The sequence below is a fragment of the Dysgonomonas termitidis genome, from assembly GCF_042654545.1.
Lineage (GTDB): Bacteria > Bacteroidota > Bacteroidia > Bacteroidales > Dysgonomonadaceae > Dysgonomonas > Dysgonomonas termitidis.
Window position 1 is genome coordinate 1 of sequence record NZ_JBHSGN010000169.1, and the last position, 22,362, is coordinate 22,362.

The following is a 22,362-nucleotide window of genomic DNA, read 5'->3' on the forward strand; positions in this document are numbered from 1 at the left end:
GTTTTTTCAGGGGTCAATTTAGATTTGGCACGAGGGGGCAACGCTCACTGGATTTTCCATTCTCTAACATTGGGAAGAAAATCTATTATCGAATATCCGAAGTAAAACTTCTGCTGGAACAAAGTAACATCAATTCTAAATAATATTTCTATGCAACTATATACCAATCAAGATAGCCAAGAACTATTGCAGGCACTAAGCGATGCTTTACCTTACATTGAGCATGTTTTGAAAACACATAAGCCTCTATTCGACGGAGAGCGTTACCTGACAAGTGAAGAACTTTGTTCTATCCTCAAAATTAGTCGGCGCACGCTACAGGATTACCGAAGTAACGGAATTTTGCCATTTATTCAGTTACCGGGAAAGGTTCTGTTTCGTGAGTCCGACATTAAGAACGTCTTAGAAGAACGCCTTCGTCCGGCTTATAACAGTTCTTTGTAAATATTGCTTATTGGTTGTCTAAAACGGCTGAACATTCAAAATGAATAATTCAGCCGTTTTTCCTTTTTATTCCTCAATAGCAAAGCTGCTTCTAACTTTCTCCATATCCCGCCAAATACTCTGGTCTAATACTTTCGCATAACGTTGCGTCATTCGGGTATTCGTGTGCCCGACCATTTTCGCTATGTTTTCCAACGAAACATTATTAGCCAGCGTAACCACGGAACAGAACGTATGTCGGCCGGTGTGAGTCGAGAGATTCTTTTTAATTCCACAGCAATCAGCAATTTCCTTCAAGTAAGCGTTACATTTTTGATTGCTTAATACGGGTAGTAAAATACCTCTCTTCTGGCTAAGTGGGTGGCCTTTGTACTTTTCAATAATTTCTAATGGTACATCGAGCAATGGCACGTTGCACATAATTCCGGTTTTATGCCTTTCCTTTCGTATCCATAAGTTTCCTTCATTATCGGCAATGATATGTTCTTCTTTTAGTTGGGACACATCTATGAAGGCAAGTCCAGTCCAACACTGTACTAAAAACACATCCCGTACCAGTTCTAATCGTGGTATTTCAAATTCTTTCGTACGAAGTGTTTCCAGTTCTTCTTTAGTTAGAAATTCTTTGTTTACCTCTTTTTCGTGGAAACGGATATTGCCGAACGGATTCTTTTGTATCCAGTCATAGTTTACCGCAATGTTTAGTACTTTCTTTACTACCTTCATGTAACGGATGACCGTATTCTCTTGTAATCCCTTTTCGGCTTTCAGGAAATGAATGTAATCATGAATCATGCCGTTGGAGACTTCCTTTAATGGAATATCTTTCCGCTGATATTGAGCTTGGCTCATTTCCCGAAAATACTTCAAGCAAGTATCGAAGCGGGAAACCGTCACTTTTGCATAATCTTTGCCGATCAACTCTCTGCATTTGTCATTATGTTCTTGAAATACCTGAAAGAACATTTTGTGTTCTTCATCCAGTCCGAGAAACTTCCGCCTTATCTCCATTGGGTTGATTAGTTTGTCGTCTTCCTCCATCTTCCGATGGATTTCAAACAAGCGGAGTTTTACCGATTGCAGATAACGATTAATTTCTAACGATATGGCATCTTTGCCTATGCATCGTTCTTTGTTCTGATTCCAAAGATTTGGTTTTACATCCCGTTTGAGTTGTAATTCAACTAATTGCCCTTCAATAGTGATGCGCAGCATGATTGGCGTATCACCAGATTTTTTCAACTTTGTTCTTCTCACAAAGAAAAGCACATTAAATGTCTGTTTCATACTCTGAAAATTAATGGTTTAAAGATACTTGAACCATGCAAAACAGAGAGCATTAAACGATAAGACAATCAGTGACTTACAATACCATTCGTGGTCAATTTTTCGTAATCAAAAAATGACCACGATTTAGCCCTGCGGAATTGCCTAATATTGCCGAAAAGTGGGGATTGGTATAAAATAAAAATCCCTGAAACGTCTAAATTTCAGGGATTTACCAAATTTTAAGTCTTTTAAAAGTGGTGCCACCAGGAATCGAACCGGGGACACAAGGATTTTCAGTCCTTTGCTCTACCAACTGAGCTATGGCACCAATCTTTGTAGCTTTGCGTTTGCGTGTGCAAAGATAGAATATATTTTACATTTACCAAAAATATCGTATAAAATATTTTAATATTAAGAATCAAAGCAAAGACAATATTAATTTAGTATATTTATTATGAAGACTTTACATCACAGGAGCCTAGCGTATGAAAAGTAACAGTTCCTACCATATTTTACGGAAGTATTACTTCTCTTCTTCCCCTATCGAGTCCCAGCCCTGAGCTTTAAGCTCTATCTCAGTTCCATCACGGGTTTCCATTACAAGGCCTAGACCTTCTTTAGTTATATGCCCGATGATATGAATCCCTTTTATTTTCGAGACCTTATCGTGCAGATAAAGAGGCACAGTAAACAACAGTTCGTAATCCTCCCCTCCATTCAGGGCAACCGTTGTCACATTCATATTAAATTGCTCTGCCATCATGGCCGTCTGATAATCTATCGGAACACGTTCTTCATAAATATGGCATCCAACCTTACTTTGCTTGCATATATGCCTCAACTCGGAAGACAAGCCATCCGATATATCAATCATCGATGTGGGTACAATGCCTTCTTCTGCCAGAAATTTTACAATATCTTTCCGCGCTTCCGGTTTCAACTGGCGCTCCAGCAAGTATTCTTTACCTGTAAAATCGGGTTGGAAATCTTTCTCTCCTCCATATACAGCTTTTTCACGCTCCAGTAACTGAAGCCCCATGAAAGCCGCTCCCAGGTCACCCGAAACACAAACCAAATCCGTCTCCTTCGCTCCATTCCGATAAGAGATTTTACCTTCTTCTCCCTCACCGATACAGGTAATACTGATAGCCAGACCTGTAAGTGAGGCTGACGTATCACCCCCTACCAAGTCTACGCCATATTCTTCACATGCTAAACTAAGCCCTTCGTAGAATATTTCCAGATCTTCTACCGAAAAACGTTTCGATAGTCCCAACGAAACCGTAATCTGTTTAGGCTGGCCATTCATAGCATAAATATCAGAAAAATTGACAACGGCCGACTTGTATCCCAGATGCTTTAACGGCACATACATCAGGTCGAAATGGATACCTTCGAGTAAGAGATCAGTAGTTACCAATGTTTTTTTATTACCATAAGATAAAACCGCGGCGTCATCCCCTACCCCTTTCTCAGAGCTGGTATTCCTAAGTGTTATATTTTTTGTCAGGTGATCGATAAGGCCGAATTCACCCAGACTTGCTATTTCTGTCCGTTTCATTCCTTCAGATTTTGAATAAGATACAAAGGTAAATATATAAAAAGTAACAAAGGTAACAGAAAATAAGTAAACAGTTAGCAGTTAACAATCCTTTCTTGTAAACCTAATTTCTCCCGGTGTATCTGCGTGTCTTTCCAGCGAGCTTCAGTGTCATCATTTCTTTATTTCTGCTTCTCATATTCTTTCGTTGATTATCTGTATAATGTTAAAAAGTAACAAAGGTAACAGATATATCAGTTAACAGTAAAGAGTCATCAGTGAACAATTAGAACTCCTTTATGCTTACTACTCAATACTTACTACTCGTTAAAAGGTAACAAAGGTTACACTTTTCATTACTTTTTCTAATCAATCTTTAAATTCTTAAACATTAAATTTTTAAATCCTTCCAAATCTGTCAAAGAACTATAAGCCAAATACTTTCGGCTCTGACTATATAGATAAAATTTTCAGTATATTATCAATGTTTAAATCTTAGCAAGTATCTATACTATTTCTCAAAAGGATAAATCAGACAAAAAGAGGCTAAAAACAAACGAAGAAAAACTGAAAAGATACTCATAGAAAAATATTCATGGAAAATTTAAACAGGCTCTAAATATTAATCTTACCTTTGGCGGCTTAATTTATGCTCTTCAATTCGGCTTGCAATGAAAACAACTACCCAGACCGGAACGGCTTTTACCATCCTTTCGCTTTTGGCGGTATGCCATATGCTCAATGATATGCTCCAGTCCATCATTTCAGCAGTTTATCCATTGCTGAAAGATTCGCTGCTGCTCAACTTCACGCAGATAGGACTGATAACATTAGTATTTCAGTTATCATCATCTTTGTTTCAGCCTGTTGTTGGCCTCATTACAGATAAGAAGCCACAGCCCTATTCCCTGCCCATCGGTATGACATTTACTATGATAGGAATATTGTCCTTGTCGCTTGCCAACGATTTTATACATGTACTTATAGCCGTATTCCTTACAGGGCTGGGTTCTTCCATATTCCATCCGGAGGCTTCACGGCTTGCCTATATGGCTTCGGGAGGAAAGCACGGGCTGGCACAATCGCTGTTTCAGGTAGGAGGAAATTTCGGATCTTCGGTAGGTCCTTTACTGGCACTATGGATAATAACCCCATACGGACAACGGAATATTGGCTGGTTATCAATCATTGCGCTTGTTTCTATCTGGATAATGCTTGTTATCAGCAAATGGTACAAAGCCAACCTGTACAGGCTGAAATCCGCACCAAAAGCGGATGGAAGCATACCAGAAAAAACTTCCGGCTATTCGGCCCGGAAGGTAGCCTTTGCCATCTCTATACTGCTTATACTTATCTTTTCCAAATATGTATATATGGCAAGCCTCAGCAGCTATTATATGTTCTACCTGATAGACAAATTCAGTGTCTCGGTACACGATGCACAGCTATACCTGTTTGCATTCCTGTTTGCCGTGGCGTTGGGCACAATCATAGGAGGACCTGTAGGCGACCGCATCGGACGGAAATATGTAATATGGGCATCGATCCTGGGCACTGCGCCGTTCGCCCTTATTATGCCGCATGCAGGGCTTATGTGGACATGTATATTGAGTATCTTCATCGGATTGATATTATCCTCGGCTTTCTCTGCCATTTTGGTATATGCCCAGGAACTGGTTCCGGGCAAAGTAGGCCTGATAGGCGGACTGTTCTTCGGCCTGGCATTCGGCATCGCGGGTGTAGCATCTGCCATACTGGGTAAAGTAGCTGACGAAACGAGCATACAGCATGTGTACGATATTTGCGCATACCTGCCGCTGATAGGATTGGTAGCTGCCTTTTTACCAAATACAAAGAAAACGGAAACAGCTTCTAATACCTGAGGTTCTTAAACAAAGTGCGGGCTTCCCTCGCCTTATTCAGATAAGCGAGCAACATATCACGGTCGAAATAAGCCGACGACTGAGGGGTATATATAAGTTCGAATAACGATAGTAATTCCTTGTCCGTAAACTGGTCTAATAACACATTGAATTCCACTTCATCCCCCAGTTCGAAGTAGAGTAAGGCCAAGCGTTGCTTCACCGCCAGATTGTTAGGATCGAGTTCGAGTAGTTTTTCTGTATAGAAAGCCGCCTGCTGATAATCTTCTTCCTTTATGTACACCATCGCCAGCCTGTCCAGTAACTGGAAATTTTCCTTATTCTGGGAATAAATGCTCAGATAATAAAGTTCGGCTTCCTTATACTCCTCACGCTGAAACTCAATCTCTCCGGCAATCATATTCAGGTCGAGCGAATAAGGATTATCCAGCAATCCCTTTTCAACTATAGCTAAAGCTTTCTTATAGTCTCCTTTTCCCAGATAAAGATAGGCCTGTTTGGACAACAGTTCGGAGGTCTCACCCTCTATATCTTCATATTTCTGCAAGCAGGACAACGCTTCATCATACATTTCAAGAGACTCATAACATTCTGCAAGCAGGAAATGGATGGAAGTATCCTCCGGATCGGCCAGCAACAGGTCGTTGAATATTTCGATCGCCTCCCCTGTCCTATCTGCCAATGATAAACAATGGGCTTTCAGTTTCAGCACATTACTGTCCGCATCATTGATTGTAAGGGCAAAATCGAAAGCATCGATAGCCTTTTCGAACTGCTCCTTCAATGAATACAGTTTACCCAGATTTACCCATGCTTCATAAGTATATGGTTCTATATCGAGTATCTTGTTTGTAGTATCTATGGCAGCGTCGAAGTCTCCCAGCATCTCATGGGCATAAGCCAGATCCGACAATACTTCTATATTTTCGGGGTTGTACTTCAGACTTTCCTGAAGATACAATACCGCTTCTTTGAAGCAATCGGCTTCCACATGGAGAAACCCGAGTTCGGCAAGCACATTATCCAAGGGTTCGTCTTCTTCTTTTTCGAGCAGCTCCTCCGACAGCTTAAAGGCATCCTGATACTGTTCAAGTTGCAGATAGCATTCAATCTTTAACAGATAAAGGTCGAAGTCATATTCCGATGAAGAATCCAGAAGCTCCAGCGCCAGCTCATATTCACTGTCATAAACAGCCAGTTTCGCCTTTTTTATAAGTAAAGGTGTATTGCCCGGATGAATAGCCAGCCCGGCATCTATTATTTCGCGGGCTGTGTCCAGTTCGTCTATCGAATCGAAGTATTCGGCCAGATCGCTGAATTCGTCTGCGTCAAAATAGGGATTCTTTCCCGATTCGTGGGCCTGTTGATATCGTTTTACAAGTGATGATATATCTTTGTCCGGCATTCGGTGTTGTTTTAATCTTAAAAAGGTTACAAAAGTAACAGAATTCAATGTGCAAATATGCCAATGACGCAAAGCGACTTTACAGTTAACAGTCAGCAGTCATCAGTTAACAACTTGTATCTTGTATCTCGTATCTTGTTTACTCGTATCATGTTTACTTGTAACTCGTAACTGCCCGCAGGGCGCAGAAATAACATTCGCCGAAGCGAAGGCGAGGCAAACTTGTAACTCTTAAAAAAGGTAACAAAGGTTATATTTTTCATTACTTTTTCCCAATCTTTATATTCTTAAACATTAAATTTTTAAGTCCCTTCAAATCTGTCAAAGAACTGTAGGCTAAAGGCCATCGGCTAATAATACAGATAAAGATTGTTATTTATCTTTTGTTTTTGCCCACGAATCCTTAAGCGATACCGTACGGTTAAACACCATATTATTATCGGTAGTATCCTTATCTACGCAGAAATAACCTGTACGCTGGAACTGGAATTTGTCTCCTGCCTTGGCGTCTTTCAGATACGATTCCATTTTACAGCCTGTAAGAACACGAAGCGAATCGGGGTTCAGCAGTTCTGTCAGATCCCTTCCGTCGTCGGCCGGATTCTCTACTATGAACAAACGGTCGTAAAGGCGGACTTCAGCATCGAAACAATCTTCCGTAGAGACCCAGTGGATAGTACCTTTCACCTTGCGGCCGCTTTCAGGCATACCGCTCCTGGTCTGGGGATCGTATTCGGCATATACCTCCGTTACATTTCCATCCTCATCCTTTTTACAGCCTGTGCATTTTATTATATATGCATTTTTCAGGCGGACCTCATTACCCGGAGTCAGGCGGAAATATTTCTTAGGAGCATCTTCCATAAAATCGTCCCTTTCGATAAATAATTCACGGGAGAAGAGTATATTATGGCTTCCTGCGGTTTCATCTTCCGGATTGTTTTGAGCTTCCATTACCTCGGTCTGTCCTTCAGGATAGTTAGTTATAACCAGTTTCACAGGGTCGAGCACAGCCGATACGCGGGTCGATTTTTTATTCAGGTCTTCACGTACAGCATATTCCAGCAGGCTTATATCATTTACCCCATCGTATTTGGTATAGCCTATACGGTCTATCAGATTGTGAATAGACTCGGGCGTATATCCCCTGCGGCGAAATCCGACAAGAGTGGGCATACGCGGGTCATCCCAGCCCGAAAGTATTTTTTCTTCTACCATACGCCTCAGATTACGCTTGCTCAGGATAGTATAGGTAAACTGCAGCTTGTTGAACTCGTATTGATGCGGGCGGTAATTATCCGTAGCAAGCTGATCGATAAACCAATCGTATAGCGGGCGGTGTACTTCAAACTCAAGCGTACAGATAGAGTGAGTCACCCCTTCGAAGTAGTCACACTGTCCATGAGCGAAATCGTACATCGGATAGGCCTGCCAGGTAGTTCCCGTACGGTGGTGCGGATGTTTGATGATACGGTATATGATAGGGTCGCGGAAGTGCATGTTCGGCGATGCCATATCTATTTTCGCGCGAAGCACCATGCTACCTTCTTCGAACACTCCTTCATTCATTTTATGAAAAAGGTCGAGGCTTTCTTCGATAGGACGGCCGCGATAGGGGCTGTTTACCCCCGGTTGTGTCGGAGTACCTTTCTGCCTGGCAATTTCTTCCGCCGGCTGCTCGTCAATGTAAGCTTTGCCTTCTTTTATCAGCTGAACGGCAAAATCCCATAATTTACCAAAATAGTCGGATGCATAATAAACATTCGGCCAGTCGTAACCCAGCCATTTAATATCTTCCATAATGGAATCCACATACTCCACGTCTTCCTTCACCGGATTGGTATCGTCGAAACGGAGGTTGCAAATACCCCCGTATTCTTTTGCAATGCCGAAATCTATACAGATAGCTTTTGCATGACCAATATGCAGATAACCGTTCGGTTCGGGCGGGAAACGGGTCTGGACACGGCCATCGTTTTTACCTGTTGCCAGGTCGTTTACCACTGCTGCCTCTATAAAGTTGAGGCTCTTTTTCGGCTCTTCTGCATTTAATATATTCTCAGACATACGGTTAAAATAAGTAATGGATAGAATCTAATGATATGCTATCGAATTATAATTTGTTCTTGTTTCTTTAATAAACAGGTCTGCGACCTTACGTTAGTTTCTTTTTTATTATCAGTTATTTGAAGTTTCACCCTGCATATATGTGTTATATGCGGACTGGAACTCTTCATATTTCTCCGTCCCTTTATAGCGGGATAAAATCTCCTGTGCTTCTTTATATGCTCTTTCGGCTTCCTCGAGGTCACCTTCTTTTACATATCCTATCGATTCTTTATTCAGCTGAGCCGCCTTTTTGGCGTCGCTATCCACAGAGGAACATGCAGTGAATAAAATAATGAAAGAGATAAAAGTAAGTAAAAATGCAAGTTTCATATAAAAATTTTAATTAGGGTACAAAGATAATTCTTTAGTAATAAGTTAGAAGTAATAAACAGTAAGTTTTTTAGACTTTCCACCAGGATGAAGGGAAAATGAACAATATTTGGTATAAACGTCCAATTTCACCGGTATTTGCAAACATGTTCACGAAATACACACTATTGTACAAGAATTATAAACAATGAACAATAATGTTTATAAAAAGAACATTGATGCTATTGGTTTATCTATTAAAATAATTGTTTTGTATTATTAAATTTCTGAAAAACACATTAACCGTTAAACTCAATCCAAACAGTATGAACAGATCCTGCACATAATCAGCTTTTATATCAGGTGATATCGAAACCTTAAATATTAACATATTTTATTATCTAATATTATGACGAAACATTCTTATTAAACCATCAAAATCTGAAATTATGGGAATAACAATTATTTATTCTGTTAATCTAAGTATGTAACACTTTTATAAATTTCACTATGAAGAAAAAACACAAGAATAAAAAAGGTCTATTTGTTTTTTACGTGTCTTTTTCCTGTATTCTCGTCACCATGTTATTAACCCCATTGACATTGGCCGGTCAGGAAAAGGCAAGTTCTCGTATTATTACAGGTATCGTGCTCGATAATCAAGGCTTGGAACTACCCGGTGTTTCCGTAATAGTATCAGGTACACAAACGGCAACGATAACAGATGCAGACGGAAGATATAGAATATCAGTTCCTTCTGGCCGCAAAAGTCTTACTTTCAAATATATAGGCTTTGCAGAGGAGGTGATAGACATATCTGATAAACAAATAGTTAATGTTACCATGCAGGAATTATCTTCCGCTCTGGACGAAGTAGTAGTTGTCGGATACGGAGTTCAGAAAAAAGAAAGCTCCGTCGCTGCTATCAGCCAGGTAAAAGGAGATGACCTTGCAAAAGCCTCTACCACATCATTAGCTAATGCGCTTGCCGGACAAATCCCAGGTATCAGCACTGTACAATCATCAGGACAACCGGGTGCGGACGCATCCAAAATATACATCCGCGGAGTTTCCTCATGGGTAGGGAATGACCCTTTGGTAATGGTAGATGGAGTAGAACGCAGCTTTAATGACATAGACCCGAACGAAGTCGAATCTATTTCGGTTCTGAAAGATGCTTCTGCCACAGCCGTATTCGGGGTACGCGGTGCGAACGGAGTAATATTGATTACCACAAAACGGGGAACAAAGGGCGAAATTAAAGTCAACGCCACGCTGGAATTCACCATGAAGCAGCCCATCGGGATGATAGCGCCCGAAAATAGCTACATTACAGGCCTTGTGATGAATGAAGCCTTTAAGAATGACAATAACTGGGGCTCCATCCTTTCCAATGAGGTACTGGAACATTACAGGATACAGGATATGCCCTATTTATATCCGAATACCAATTGGCAGGAGGAAATGATAAAAGATGTTGCCTTTTCCCAGAAATATAATGTCAACATAGCCGGCGGAACCGAATATGCAAGAGTATTTGCTTCGGTATCATATACCAATGAGGGTGATATTATAAAGACCAAGAAGCAACCGACATACGATCCCAGATTTAAATACAACCGCTACAATTACAGGTTCAATATCGATACAGATATTACCAGGACAACACTGCTGTCGCTGGATGCAGGCGGATATATAGGAATACGTAACTCGCCGTATGAAACAAACATTCAACGGCTCTACCGCCCTATATTCATGTTGGGGCCGATGGATATACCGCCGTATTATCCGGCCGAGGCACTGAATATGTATCCGGATAACCGCCGCCCCGAAGAAGTAGGCGATAGATTGGCATCCACAGGACTCCCCAATTCAGAGAATCCTAATATTGCGAATAACTATAGCGGAAGCAGACAACTGAAGACAACCGACCTGAACGTTACGCTGAAGTTAAGCCAAAAGCTGGATTTTATAACCGAAGGATTAAGTTTTACGGGTAAAGCGGCTTACAACAATAATACAACCTATTCGAAAGCATATTCATACGATGCCGTCAGTTACAAACTAAATGCTGATCTAGCCTGGGCCCGTTATAGAGGACGCGACGGAAAACTTGACGGGGAATCTCCCCAGTCTCCGGTAACCAGCGAAAGTGAAGGTATATATGCCGACAAGCTCCCTTTCCGGTCATGGTATTTCGAAGCGGCATTGAATTATGCACAAAAATTCGGAAAGCATGATATTACAGCCTTATTTTTGGGACAAAGAAGGAAAACCCAGACCAACATCCAATTCCCTACTTACGAGCAAGGAGTTACAGGACGTATAACGTATGACTTCAATAACCGCTACCTGTTCGAGGCCAACCTTGCCTATAATGGTTCGGAACAGTTTGCTCCGCATAAAAGATATGGTCTTTTCCCATCATTCGCCGTTGGTTGGAATCTGCACCATGAAAAGTTTTTCAAACCGGTCTCTTCTATCGTGAGCAGGGCTAAGATCAGGGCTTCGTATGGAGAAGTGGGTAGCGACAACAGTTCGTCCCGCTGGTTATATGTTTCGTCCTATGTAAACGGAAACACAGGGAATAAGTTCAGACCGGGAACCGCTGGCGAAACCGGGCCGACAATTACTTCGGTGATTGAAGAAAATGCGGCTAATATCGATGCTACATGGGAAAGAGCCATAAAAAAAGATATCGGAATAGAAATGGCATTTTTGCCCAATAATATGTTTACCCTTACGCTCGATTTTTATAAAGAGAACAGGGATCAGATATTATTGGACAGGATGTCTGTCCCTGCCTGGTTCGGAGTAGGTATGAAACAGCAAAACCTGGGGGAAACGGAGACAAAAGGCTACGAGATGGAACTTAAGTTCCAGCACGAATTGTCTTCAGGGTTCCATTATTGGTTAAAACCGGGTATGAGTTTCAGTGACAACCGGATAATAGAACGTGACGAGCCAATGTATAAGCCGGAATACCAGAAGCAGGCCGGAAACAGGATTTTCCAGCAAATGGGCTATGTTTCTGTAGGTATGATACAAAATGCAGACCAGCAGATGAACAGTTTGCGGTATGGCTCGGGAATTATGGGACTGGGGGATTCCCAGTGGGTCGATTTTAACGGCGACGGGAAAATTGACGAACAGGATCAGGTACCTATGGGGTATTCGACTCTTTATCCGCTTTATAACTACAGCTTGAGTGGAGGTTTCCAGTATAAGAACTTTGAATTCGACTTTCTGTTCCAGGGTGTCAGCCATGTATCTAAAGTTGTTATCGATGCCTATTCATGGCCTCTGCACCGGTTGTCGAACCATGTATTTGATTATGAGAGAGATGCCTGGAGCCCTGATAACCGGAACGCTCAATACAATGCTTATCACTTCGATGCTAACAGGACACATAACAATATTGGTGATGGGGCCGTCAGGAGTACAAACCTTTACGATGGCAGCTATATACGCTTGAAAACAGTGAACATAGGATATTCTATTCCCAAAAAAGTAGTAAAGAGCATGGGAATAGACAATATGAAAATATTCCTGCGCGGAAATAATATTTTCACATGGGCTCCCAATTATCCGCTTGCCGATCCCGAAGCCAGTGACGGTGGTTCTGCCGCGAGATTAGTTAACGGATATTATCCTATGCTCAGAAGAATACTAATAGGGGCGCAATTGACATTCTAATTATCAAAATATAAATGTTATGAAAAAATATATATACATACTTTGCCTTACATTCATTTTCGCATCGTGCGGCGATTATCTCGATAAGATGCCGGAAGCTGACGGATATGATTTTGATAAAGTATTCAAAGACTCTGTTAATTACCGTAATTTTTGCGAATATCTGGTTATAAATCCATTTTTCCTGTATCATGAAAATGGTGTAAAGCCTTTAGGAAGTTACGATTGCCTTACCGATAACTCCATCTCTACAGCTTTATACTCGGGCGTGCCGTCGGTACAGGCACAATTGGGAAACTACTACGCTTTACGTACCAATGGCGATGCACCGATGTGTAATAACGAAACATGGGGGCAGATATGGAAGCATTTGCGTGTGGCCAATACCGGAATACGTAATATAGATTTCTACTCGGGAGGATCGGTTTCCCGTGACAAAATACTTGGCATGTGCTATTTTTACCGCGCTTTTTGCTATATGGACCTAACTCGCCGCTGGGGAGGAATGCCATATTTATATGCACCTATAACAAATGCCTCGGAAGATATGGATTACCCCCGCCTAAGTATGCAGGAAACGTATAAGAGAGCGGCAGTAGACTGTGATTCTGCCGCAATGTACCTGAAAAATACTATCCCGAATTCCGAATTTCAACATCCCACACGCGTTGCGGCTCTCGCACTGAAATCCCGTATCCTGCTATATGCAGCCAGTGATCTGGCACGGTATGAAAATGGTACCGGAGAAGACCTGTGGGAGGAAGCTGCTCTGGCAGCAGACGAGGCAATACGTGTAATGGAAGAAGCTGGCCACGGACTTGTCGACTGGGACGATTATTATTACATATTCAAAGGGGATAATGAATCCATTTATACTAAAGAAGTATTATTTGGAAGGAGAGCCAACCACCAATGGGGATCGGATGCCTATACGAATACCGCACGCCCGCCCGGCCAGCTTTCGGGTAAATACGGTGTGGCTGTAAATCAGTTACTTGTAGACTGTTTTGAAATGCAGGCTACGGGACTGCCTGTAGATGATCCTGAGTCTCAATATAAAGAACAGAATCCATATGCCGGAAGAGATCCGCGCTTCAGTTATAACATCATATATAACGGACAGCAGGTTATGAACCGCACAATGGAGATATATCAGACGGATGAAAGTAAACCCGGCATTGAGGGCAGCAAAGACCTGTCAATGAGTGGAGGCGTACCCCTAATGGGCTTTACTCAAACAGGGTATTATGCAAAGAAATGGTTGGGAATGACTTTTAATGCACATCTTCCGCTTTTATGGCCATATATACGTACAGCCGAAATCTATATGGGATACGCCGAAGCTGCAAATGAAGCATGGAGTGCCCCAAACAGTCTGCATAGCGGATGTTTGTATACGCCCGAACAGGCTATTAATAAGGTTCGCAACCGGGCTCAGATGCCTGGAATACATTCTAAATTCCTGACAAAAGACAAATTCCGCGAACGCGTTCGTAATGAAAGACGTATCGAACTTTGCTTCGAAGAGCATCGCATATTCGACCTGCGCCGTTGGAAAATCGGTACGCAGCCGGAGAACAGGGATATATGGAGAATGTATATAGCAAAACTTGCCCCTGGTTATAATGCCTCAGTCTATCCTACGGGATATAAATTTGAGAAACAGTTCTATATGAGAAGAATCTACGAAGACAGGCACAACCTTTTTGTAATCAAGCTTGACGACACTAATATAGGTCCTAATTTCAAACAAAATCCGGGTTGGTAAACAAATAATTACTCAGAAAAATTAAAACAGTATGAATAATAATTTATCCAGAATATATCGCATATTATTTGTCGGTTTCTTTTTGATATCCAGCCTACAACCTATAACAGGACAAGAAAAGAAAGTAAAGAAAGAAACCAAAACACCTGTGCAAATCGAAATTGTGAATACGGAAGGGCTGCCGGTAAGCAAGGCCAAAATAGTTTCTTCCAAAAACCGTCATACATATACTGTTGATGGCTCCGGTAAAGGAACAATTTCCTTATATAAGGACGATAAAATCAAGATAACGGCAGAGGGGTATGCTACGCAAACGATGTCTGTATCACAATTAGAGGCAGGTAAAGTGACCATGAAAACGATCGTCGGTTATACGGGCGATGAAAGCCGTATATACACACCATTTGGAGAAACAAATGAGCGCCGTACCGTGGGAGCGTACTCCAAGGTAAAGGGGGAAGACCTTGAGGCAAACCCTACGACAAACATGATGAATGCCTTGAATGGGCGGCTCAACGGGCTGTTCTCTATGGATAATGCTATAATCAGCAATACGATGGATCAGGGACTAACCAACAATACAAGTTTTGTGCGTACTCCTTTGGGGAATATCATAATTCTGGTTGATGGTGTGGAGCGTTCTTTAGATTATATAGAACCCGAAACGGTAGAAAGCGTGCAGCTGCTTAAAGATGCTTCATTAAAAGCATTGTATGGAGGTATACAGACGAATGGGATACTGATGGTAAAAACCAAAAGAGGTAAAAAATATGAAAACAAAGTCAGGGTAAATGTCCAGACAGGCATACAAAAGCCTACACGTTTGCCTAAATACCTGAATGCATATGAATATACCTCGATGTACAATCAGGCCCTGATCAATTCGGGGCAGGCGCCATATTTTAAAAATCCCGGCAACTATGTCAACGGAGATCCTGTCTTATATCCCGATATCGATTACTATGAGATGTTTCTGAACAGTAATATGGGTATAACCAAAGCCAATGCGCAGTTTACGGGAGGAAATGAGAAAACATCCTTTTTCACGCATGTCGGTTTCCAGACAAATGGCGGATTAGAAAAATACACCAAATATCCGAACAACGACCAGACATTTACATTACGAGGAAACGTAGACAATACGATAAAGGATTTTATAACATTCAAGGCAGGTTTCAATGCGGCATTACGCAACAAGCAATGGCCTAATATGTCTACCCAGACCTTCTTCAATCTGCTATCGGATACCCGCCCCAATGAGTTCCCTATATTCATTCCGGGAGACAAGGCCGGAAAACCCGATACTGAATTTGTATTGGGAGGTACTGCCGAAAACCAGAATAATGTATATGGTATGCTTATGAATAATGGTTATAGAGAGGGTGAATATTCTTATATCCAATCGGATATGACTTTGGATATTGATCTGAACAAATGGGTGCAGGGACTGGTGATAAAGCCAAGTGTAACCTTCGATGTATATACTGCGATGACATCATCGCAAGGAGGAACTTTCTCCGTCTTTGAACCTGTAATGAATCAGGATCGTTCCGAAGTTACCGGATATAAGATATGGGGAAAAGATACCCGTGAAACCAATAAGACAAGGACATCTGATGTCACACAACGTAATTTTGCCTATAATGTAACGGCAACTTACAATCGTAAATTCGGAGAACATGACATCAATGCCCTAATTGTATATTTCCAGCAGACGAAAGAATATAATTCGCTGATACAAAAACTTAAAAGACAAAATATAGGAGGAAATATCAACTATATGTACAGCGACAGGTACATTGCCGACCTGAGTGTGAATTATGTAGGAGTGGGCTCCTTCGCTCCCGATAAGAGATTCGGCACATTCCCGACCTTCGGTGCAGGATGGATTCTTTCCGAAGAATCGTTTATGAAAAACATCCCGTGGCTCGATTATCTGAAGCTCAGGGCTTCTTACGGAATACTTGGTTCTACCGCTTATACGGCAGACGGCCTGTTTTCGGCATACTTATACCGTGATGTCTGGGAAAGGGGTGGCGCACATGCCGACCTCAACGGACTCAATAATATTGCGCGTCCATATCAGACGGGGAATCCGGATATAGGTTTTCAAAAAAGCTACGAATTTAATATAGGTGCTGACTTCTTGTTGCTGAACCGTTCCCTCAGCCTTTCGGCCGGATACTTCAATAATAAACTGAAGGGAGCTTTGGCCAATCTTACCGATATCACTCCCGGTGTAATAGGTAAAGGCCCGGCATTGGTGATGCGCAATTACAAAGATTATGTCAGCAAAGGCTTTGAAGCCGAATTCCTATATCAGAAAAAGTTCGGGGAATTACAGGTAGCCGCAGGCGCTAATATTACATATGGAAAAACTGACATCACCAAAGAGGCTAATCCCGATTATCCGGCGGGATATGAAGGTTTGCTTAAAATTCAGGCCATGGGAGATATACAGGGACTCAGGGTGACCGGTACATTCGCCGACCAGAATGAAATAGATAAAGCGCCTGTCCAGCTGTTCGGAACTGTTGTCCCGGGGGATTTCAGATACGAAGACACAAATAACGACGGGTTCATCGATGACAGGGACAGGACTGTCATAGCTAACACATCTCCGTCTGTCGAATATGGGATCACCATTAAATTAGCGTATAAAGGATTTAACCTCGACCTGTTAGGATACGGTCTGGCTGGTTTCGACCGGGTGCTGGATAACAAATATTACCAGATATACGGTAACAGAAAATATTCGAACGTATTGAAGGACGGTCTTCCAAACGGAAATCCTCATCCGGTACTGAGGGCGGAATACAGCAACAATAATTTCAAAACGTCCGATTATTGGGTTGTAGATGGCAGTTTCTTCAAGTTAAGGAATGTGGAACTGGGATATACGCTTCCTCATATAACGACTTCGAAGTTCGGTATCAATAATCTTAAGTTTTTCGCGAGGGGAGCCAATTTATTTACTATCTCTAAAATAAAAGACCTCGATCCGGAAAGTCTTAGCGCCGGAGTTTCAAACTTCCCTCTATGCATGACACTGACAGGTGGTTTATCATTTTCATTCTAATCAAAAAACAGAAAAATAATCATTATGAAACATAAGATTAATATATCGGTACTCATACTTCTGTTTGTAAGTCTATCTTCTTGTTCCGATTTTTTCGATCTCGAACAAGACAACACGATGACGGAAGAGGAAGTATTTGCCAATGCCGCATATTTCTGCGGGCCATTGATGGATAGTTATTCAGCCTTGCCGGGTTTCTATAATATCGAATTCGAAAATATGACTGATAACGCAGTAGACAATGATTTCTCAGGCGATTATTATATTTGCGGAACGGGAGCGCTACGCCCTGACAACAACCCTCTGAACAACTGGGAGACAAGATATAAGCAAATCCGTAATATAAATATCTTCCTGAGTAAAATGGTGTTGGACCCTACAGCGAAGCTGCCTACTCCGGTACGTTTCTATGTAATCAATAATAAGAATGACAGTATAGATAATGTGCGGGAATTTCAACGGCTGCTCGGCGAAGCTTATTTCATGCGTTCGTACTGGCTGGCAGACCTTCTTCGTAATTTTGGCGGAGAGGCAAAGGACGGGTCCATGCTTGGCGTACCTCTTGTACAAGGACGTATCCTGAACATAGACGATAACCTGGATATTCCCCGTGCGACATACGATGAATGTGTACAGGCTATCGTTAACGACTGCGACAGTGCGATCAAATACCTTCCTGTAGAGTATAAGGGAACGGACAGGGTCATCGGGGCCAGTATAAACGGCCGTGCAGCAGGTATAAGTGCAATGGCCCTAAAGGCCAGAATACTGCTCTACGCTGCGAGCCCGGCATTCAACAAGGATAATGATATGGTAAAATGGGAGAAGGCGGCCATTGCTGCCGGTGAGGCCATAAAAGCAGCCGGGGGGTTAAGTAACCTTTCGAAAATGGATGATTATTATTTTGCCAAACTGAATAATAAGAACTATGAAAACCGGGATATATTATTCAGAGGCCCGATAATGACAGGGAACCAGCTATATGAATTGAATCACTATCCGCAATCGATGTATGGGGCGGCTACCAGTGGCGCATCTCAAAATTATGTGGATGCATTTCCCGACAAAGACGGATATCCTTTATCCGAAAGCAGCTATGACTATTCTGCCAATCCTTTCCAGAACAGGGACCCCAGACTGGCGTTGTTTGTCGGTTATAATGGAAGCAAAATGGGCCCGGGAAATTATTATACCATCGAGTCGTATGAGGGGGGTGCCGATGCTTACGTTCCATTGAAAAAGACATCCAGAACATCCTACTATATAAAGAAGCTATTACGTACAAACCAGGTTCAGTTAATCCCCGGAAATGATACGAAAACTCAACGGGCCAATATCATATTGGGCATGCCCGAGTTATACCTCAATTATGCGGAAGCGGCTAATGAAGCATGGGGTGTCAAGAGCGATCCCCGCGGATTTGGCTTTACGGCTTACGATGCTTTGAAAAGCATACTAGTCAAGTACGGAAGCGGAGAAGCATACCTTAATAAGGTGATAGGGGCGGATGGAAATAAATTCCGAACTTATCTCCGGAATGAGCGCAGATTGGAATTAAGTTTTGAAGGCCATTACTTTTATGACCTGCGCCGCTGGATCGGCAATAACAGTGTGACAAGCCTCAATGTGGATGTATACGGTATGAAAATCACGAAGAAAGAAGACAATACATTTTCTTACGAGAAAATATTATTGGAAAAAAGAAGGTTTTTATCACCATATCAGCCTATACCATACATGGAATTATACAATGCTCCGAGCCTTGTACAAAATTATGGCTGGCAATAATACATTACATGATTGTACTACAAAAAAGCTTATAATATGAAAAAATATTTATTAATATCCGTAATACTTCTGGGAATATTCTACTCTTGCGGTTTCGAAGAAGAAGATGTTGTTTATCCCTACACTTCTGTTTATCTCCCCAACCAGTCCTATAACAGGAACATTATAGTGGGGGAAGGGCTTGAGCTGGAAATAGGAGTTATTTTTTCGGGAGTAGTAGACAACAGACAGGACAGGTCTGTCAGCTATACCATAGACCCGTCACTGATCAACACGGCAGGTCAGTACGAATTACCTCAGACCTTCTATAGCTTTGGGGATTCGGAAATCAGAATACCTAAAGGCCAGTTGAAGGGTTACCTCCCGGTAAAATTAGATTCGCTTACTTTCCTGAACGATCCAAAATCCTTGACAGGAGAATACATAATACCTATACGACTGGTCTCATCTTCAACTATAGACTCGATAAATGCAGGGATGAATTATATGAAACTCTCTGTCAGCTATTTTGCCAAACAGCATGGGAATTATACATATAGTGGAAAGATCACTGCAACAAACGCGGGAGTTTCAACAGAAACTACTTATGCAAATATTTCCACCGTTACGGAAAGTTATCGTTTGCTGAAAACTACAGGCCCTACCAGGATGCGTGTCGTTGCAGATGCAACCTCCCAGTCGAAGGACCCGGCAAAGGCCACATATTCGTTTATTGTGGATGTTCCGGTATATGGAGGCGGGGAAATTAGCATACTTCCCGACCCAACTTCGCCGGTAGTGGTATCTCCCGACGGAAAATCGACCTATGATGTATCTACGAAAACTTTCAGGCTGAATTATCAGTATGCAAAGGGTGGTTCTACATACAAGGTTTCGGAAGAGCTGGTATTCAGGAACAGAATACGGGATGTTCAGAGCAACGGGTTATATATAAATGAATGGAGAGGTTTTTAGTTGATCTTAATTTTCTCTCTCGAATAAATCGAATAACTTTAATGAAAAAATGAAAGTCAGTAGAAAATTCTCCTATTTAGGATTGGCCTTTGCCGGAGCATCTGCAATAAGCAATGCTCAGGAAAAGCCCAATATAATAGTTATCCTTGCCGACGATATGGGATATTCCGACCTGGGATGTTATGGAGGCGAGGTGGAAACGCCCAATCTGGATAAACTGGCCGAAGACGGTATCCGCTACCGCCAGTTTTACAATTCGGCCCGTAGCTGTCCGTCCAGGGCCGCGTTAATGACCGGTCTGTATCCTCATCAGGCAGGAATGGGATGGATGGCTGCTGCCAATCTGCAACGTCCTCCCTACCAGGGATTTTTAAATAACGAATGTGTTACTATTGCCGAAGTGCTCAGGACAGCCGGTTATAAAACGTATATGAGCGGTAAATGGCATTTGAGCAGTGACCGTCAGAACGAAGGGGCGGTAATGGACAACTGGCCGAACCAGAGAGGATTTGATAAGTTCTACGGAATCGTAGGAGGAGCGGCAAACTATTTCGAAACTGTTGTAAATATTAATAACAAAAGGGTTGAAACACCTAAAGACGGTTCATTCTATTTTACCCATGCCATCAGCGACAATGCTATAAACTATATAGACAAGCATAACTTTTCGGAAAGCCCGTTTTTCCTTTACCTTGCCTACAATGCTCCCCACTGGCCGCTGCATGCTTTAGAAAAGGATATAGAAAAGTATGTGCAACGGTACAAAGCCGGGTGGGACCAACTGAGGGCGGAACGATTCGAACGCCAGCAAAAAATGGGATTATTCGGGAGCGACGCTGTTCTTTCTCCACGGGATCAGGCTGTAGAAGCATGGGACAAACTCACGCCGGAGCAGCAGCACGAATTTACGATGCGTATGGCAATATATGCCGCGCAAATAGATGCCATGGACCAGGGTATCGGACGATTGGTTGAAAAGCTGAAGGAAAAAGGACAGTCGGATAATACAATCATTATGTTTATGGCAGATAATGGCGCCTGCGCGGAGTTTATCAGTGGCGGAAAACGCAAAGCCGTAGATGGAAAACAGGATACATATGAAAGCTATCGTATCAACTGGGCAAATCTGAGCAGTACACCCTACAGGGAATACAAACACTATACAAATGAAGGGGGGATAGCTTCCCCGCTTATCGTACATTACCCGGCCGGAATTGATAAGAAGCTGAACAGATCGTTTGTGAATGAGTATGGCCATTTTACCGACATTATGGCTACATGTGTCGACCTGTCGGGAGCCGAATATCCGAAAAATTACAAAGGCCACCAAATTACGCCGATGCAGGGCGTCAGCCTTGTCCCTAATTTTAAAGGGGGAACGACAAACCGCGACATCACATTCTGGGAACATGAAGCAAATATAGCAGTAAGGGACGGCAAGTGGAAGATAGTGTCGAAAACGGACGAGGGAACCAGGTATGACGAGTCATCCGTTAAACTGTATGATATGGAAGCCGATCCGACAGAAATGACCGATCTGTCCGGAAAATTCCCTGAAAGGCGTGCCAGAATGTATGAATGGTGGAAGCAATGGGCGGACAGGATAGGAGTAACACCTATGGACACCCGCGGATACGGGCAGCGTCAGCAGGCTTATAAGCGTGACGATATAAACGGGGAATTCGATGACAATTTCGGCGATTGGAATATCGTTACAAAGGATGGCGCGGATGTAAGGTTCAGTATCGATACCGTAAACACTATATCGGGCAGGAAAACAGCCCGTATCGATATTAAGAAAAAAGGAAGGAAGCCTAATTCATCCCTTATGAAGTGGGTATTCAATACCGGAAAAGAAAATGCGGTCGCTACTGTTTCTTTCAAAGGCAGGTCGGATAAGACATCGACTATTTTCTTCAGGGTAGAAGAAGCCGGAAATCAGGCGGCTAAGGCTTTGGATAAAGAGATAACCCTCACTAAAGAGTTGCAGACATTCGATTTCAAGGACATTCCCATCCCGGACAAGGGACGTTACCAGATCGTCTTTTATGTGGGCGCTTCGGGCAACACCAGCTGGATAGATGATGTCAGGCTTATAGTGAAATAATATACAATTCC

General features: G+C 42.3%; 13 protein-coding genes and 1 tRNA gene. 8 read left to right on the plus strand and 6 right to left on the minus strand.

Features of this window, described 5'->3' with window-relative positions; all coding sequences use genetic code 11:
* Positions 1-228 precede the first annotated feature (228 nt).
* Positions 229-444 carry a helix-turn-helix domain-containing protein gene (locus ACFO6W_RS25295; protein WP_380001771.1) on the plus strand — a complete coding sequence of 72 codons (216 nt, stop codon included), beginning with the start codon at positions 229-231 and terminating at the stop codon, positions 442-444.
* 66 nt (positions 445-510) lie between these two features.
* On the opposite strand, the gene ACFO6W_RS25300 is transcribed toward ACFO6W_RS25295, so the two are convergent.
* The 3 genes from ACFO6W_RS25300 to thiL all read right to left on the minus strand — a co-directional run bounded on the left by ACFO6W_RS25300 (position 511) and on the right by thiL (position 3,274).
* Positions 511-1,731 (minus strand): site-specific integrase, encoded by a 1,221-nt coding sequence (locus tag ACFO6W_RS25300; protein ID WP_380001773.1) that lies wholly within the window; start codon positions 1,729-1,731, stop codon positions 511-513.
* Positions 1,732-1,968: 237 nt separating this feature from the next.
* A tRNA-Phe gene (locus tag ACFO6W_RS25305) sits at positions 1,969-2,041 on the minus strand.
* A gap of 195 nt (positions 2,042-2,236) precedes the next feature.
* Positions 2,237-3,274 (minus strand): thiamine-phosphate kinase, encoded by a 1,038-nt coding sequence (thiL, locus tag ACFO6W_RS25310; protein WP_380001774.1) that lies wholly within the window; start codon positions 3,272-3,274, stop codon positions 2,237-2,239.
* A gap of 650 nt (positions 3,275-3,924) precedes the next feature.
* On the opposite strand from thiL, the gene ACFO6W_RS25315 reads away from it, so the two are divergent.
* Positions 3,925-5,136: an MFS transporter gene (locus ACFO6W_RS25315; protein WP_380001776.1), complete on the plus strand. Its 1,212-nt coding sequence runs from the start codon at positions 3,925-3,927 to the stop codon at positions 5,134-5,136.
* Here ACFO6W_RS25315 and ACFO6W_RS25320 read toward each other — a convergent pair.
* From ACFO6W_RS25320 to ACFO6W_RS25330, 3 genes are all read right to left on the minus strand, one after another.
* A complete protein-coding gene (locus ACFO6W_RS25320) occupies positions 5,126-6,541 on the minus strand; it encodes a tetratricopeptide repeat protein (protein WP_380001778.1) in 1,416 nt (471 codons plus the stop codon). The two genes, ACFO6W_RS25315 and ACFO6W_RS25320, sit on opposite strands and share 11 nt — an antisense overlap.
* A gap of 372 nt (positions 6,542-6,913) precedes the next feature.
* Entirely contained in the window at positions 6,914-8,608 is a 1,695-nt protein-coding gene (locus ACFO6W_RS25325) for a glutamine--tRNA ligase/YqeY domain fusion protein (protein ID WP_380001780.1), read from the minus strand.
* Positions 8,609-8,719: 111 nt separating this feature from the next.
* Entirely contained in the window at positions 8,720-8,980 is a 261-nt protein-coding gene (locus ACFO6W_RS25330) for an outer membrane protein assembly factor BamD (RefSeq protein WP_380001782.1), read from the minus strand.
* A 489-nt stretch (positions 8,981-9,469) separates the two neighbouring features.
* Between ACFO6W_RS25330 and ACFO6W_RS25335 the strand changes: the two genes are divergently transcribed.
* The 6 genes from ACFO6W_RS25335 to ACFO6W_RS25360 are packed head-to-tail and all read left to right on the plus strand — an operon-like array spanning position 9,470 to position 22,351.
* Complete coding sequence (locus tag ACFO6W_RS25335) at positions 9,470-12,655, plus strand: SusC/RagA family TonB-linked outer membrane protein (protein WP_380001784.1); 3,186 nt, start codon at positions 9,470-9,472, stop codon at positions 12,653-12,655.
* Positions 12,656-12,674: 19 nt separating this feature from the next.
* The gene (locus ACFO6W_RS25340; RefSeq protein ID WP_380001786.1) at positions 12,675-14,423 is read left to right on the plus strand and encodes a RagB/SusD family nutrient uptake outer membrane protein; all 1,749 of its coding nucleotides are present in this window, start codon (positions 12,675-12,677) and stop codon (positions 14,421-14,423) included.
* 31 nt (positions 14,424-14,454) lie between these two features.
* Entirely contained in the window at positions 14,455-17,502 is a 3,048-nt protein-coding gene (locus ACFO6W_RS25345; protein WP_380001789.1) for a SusC/RagA family TonB-linked outer membrane protein, read from the plus strand.
* A gap of 24 nt (positions 17,503-17,526) precedes the next feature.
* Positions 17,527-19,290 (plus strand): RagB/SusD family nutrient uptake outer membrane protein, encoded by a 1,764-nt coding sequence (locus ACFO6W_RS25350; protein WP_380001791.1) that lies wholly within the window; start codon positions 17,527-17,529, stop codon positions 19,288-19,290.
* A 36-nt stretch (positions 19,291-19,326) separates the two neighbouring features.
* A complete protein-coding gene (locus tag ACFO6W_RS25355) occupies positions 19,327-20,244 on the plus strand; it encodes a BT_3987 domain-containing protein (RefSeq protein ID WP_380001793.1) in 918 nt (305 codons plus the stop codon).
* 49 nt (positions 20,245-20,293) lie between these two features.
* The gene (locus tag ACFO6W_RS25360) at positions 20,294-22,351 is read left to right on the plus strand and encodes an arylsulfatase (protein ID WP_380001795.1); all 2,058 of its coding nucleotides are present in this window, start codon (positions 20,294-20,296) and stop codon (positions 22,349-22,351) included.
* Positions 22,352-22,362: the final 11 nt, after the last annotated feature.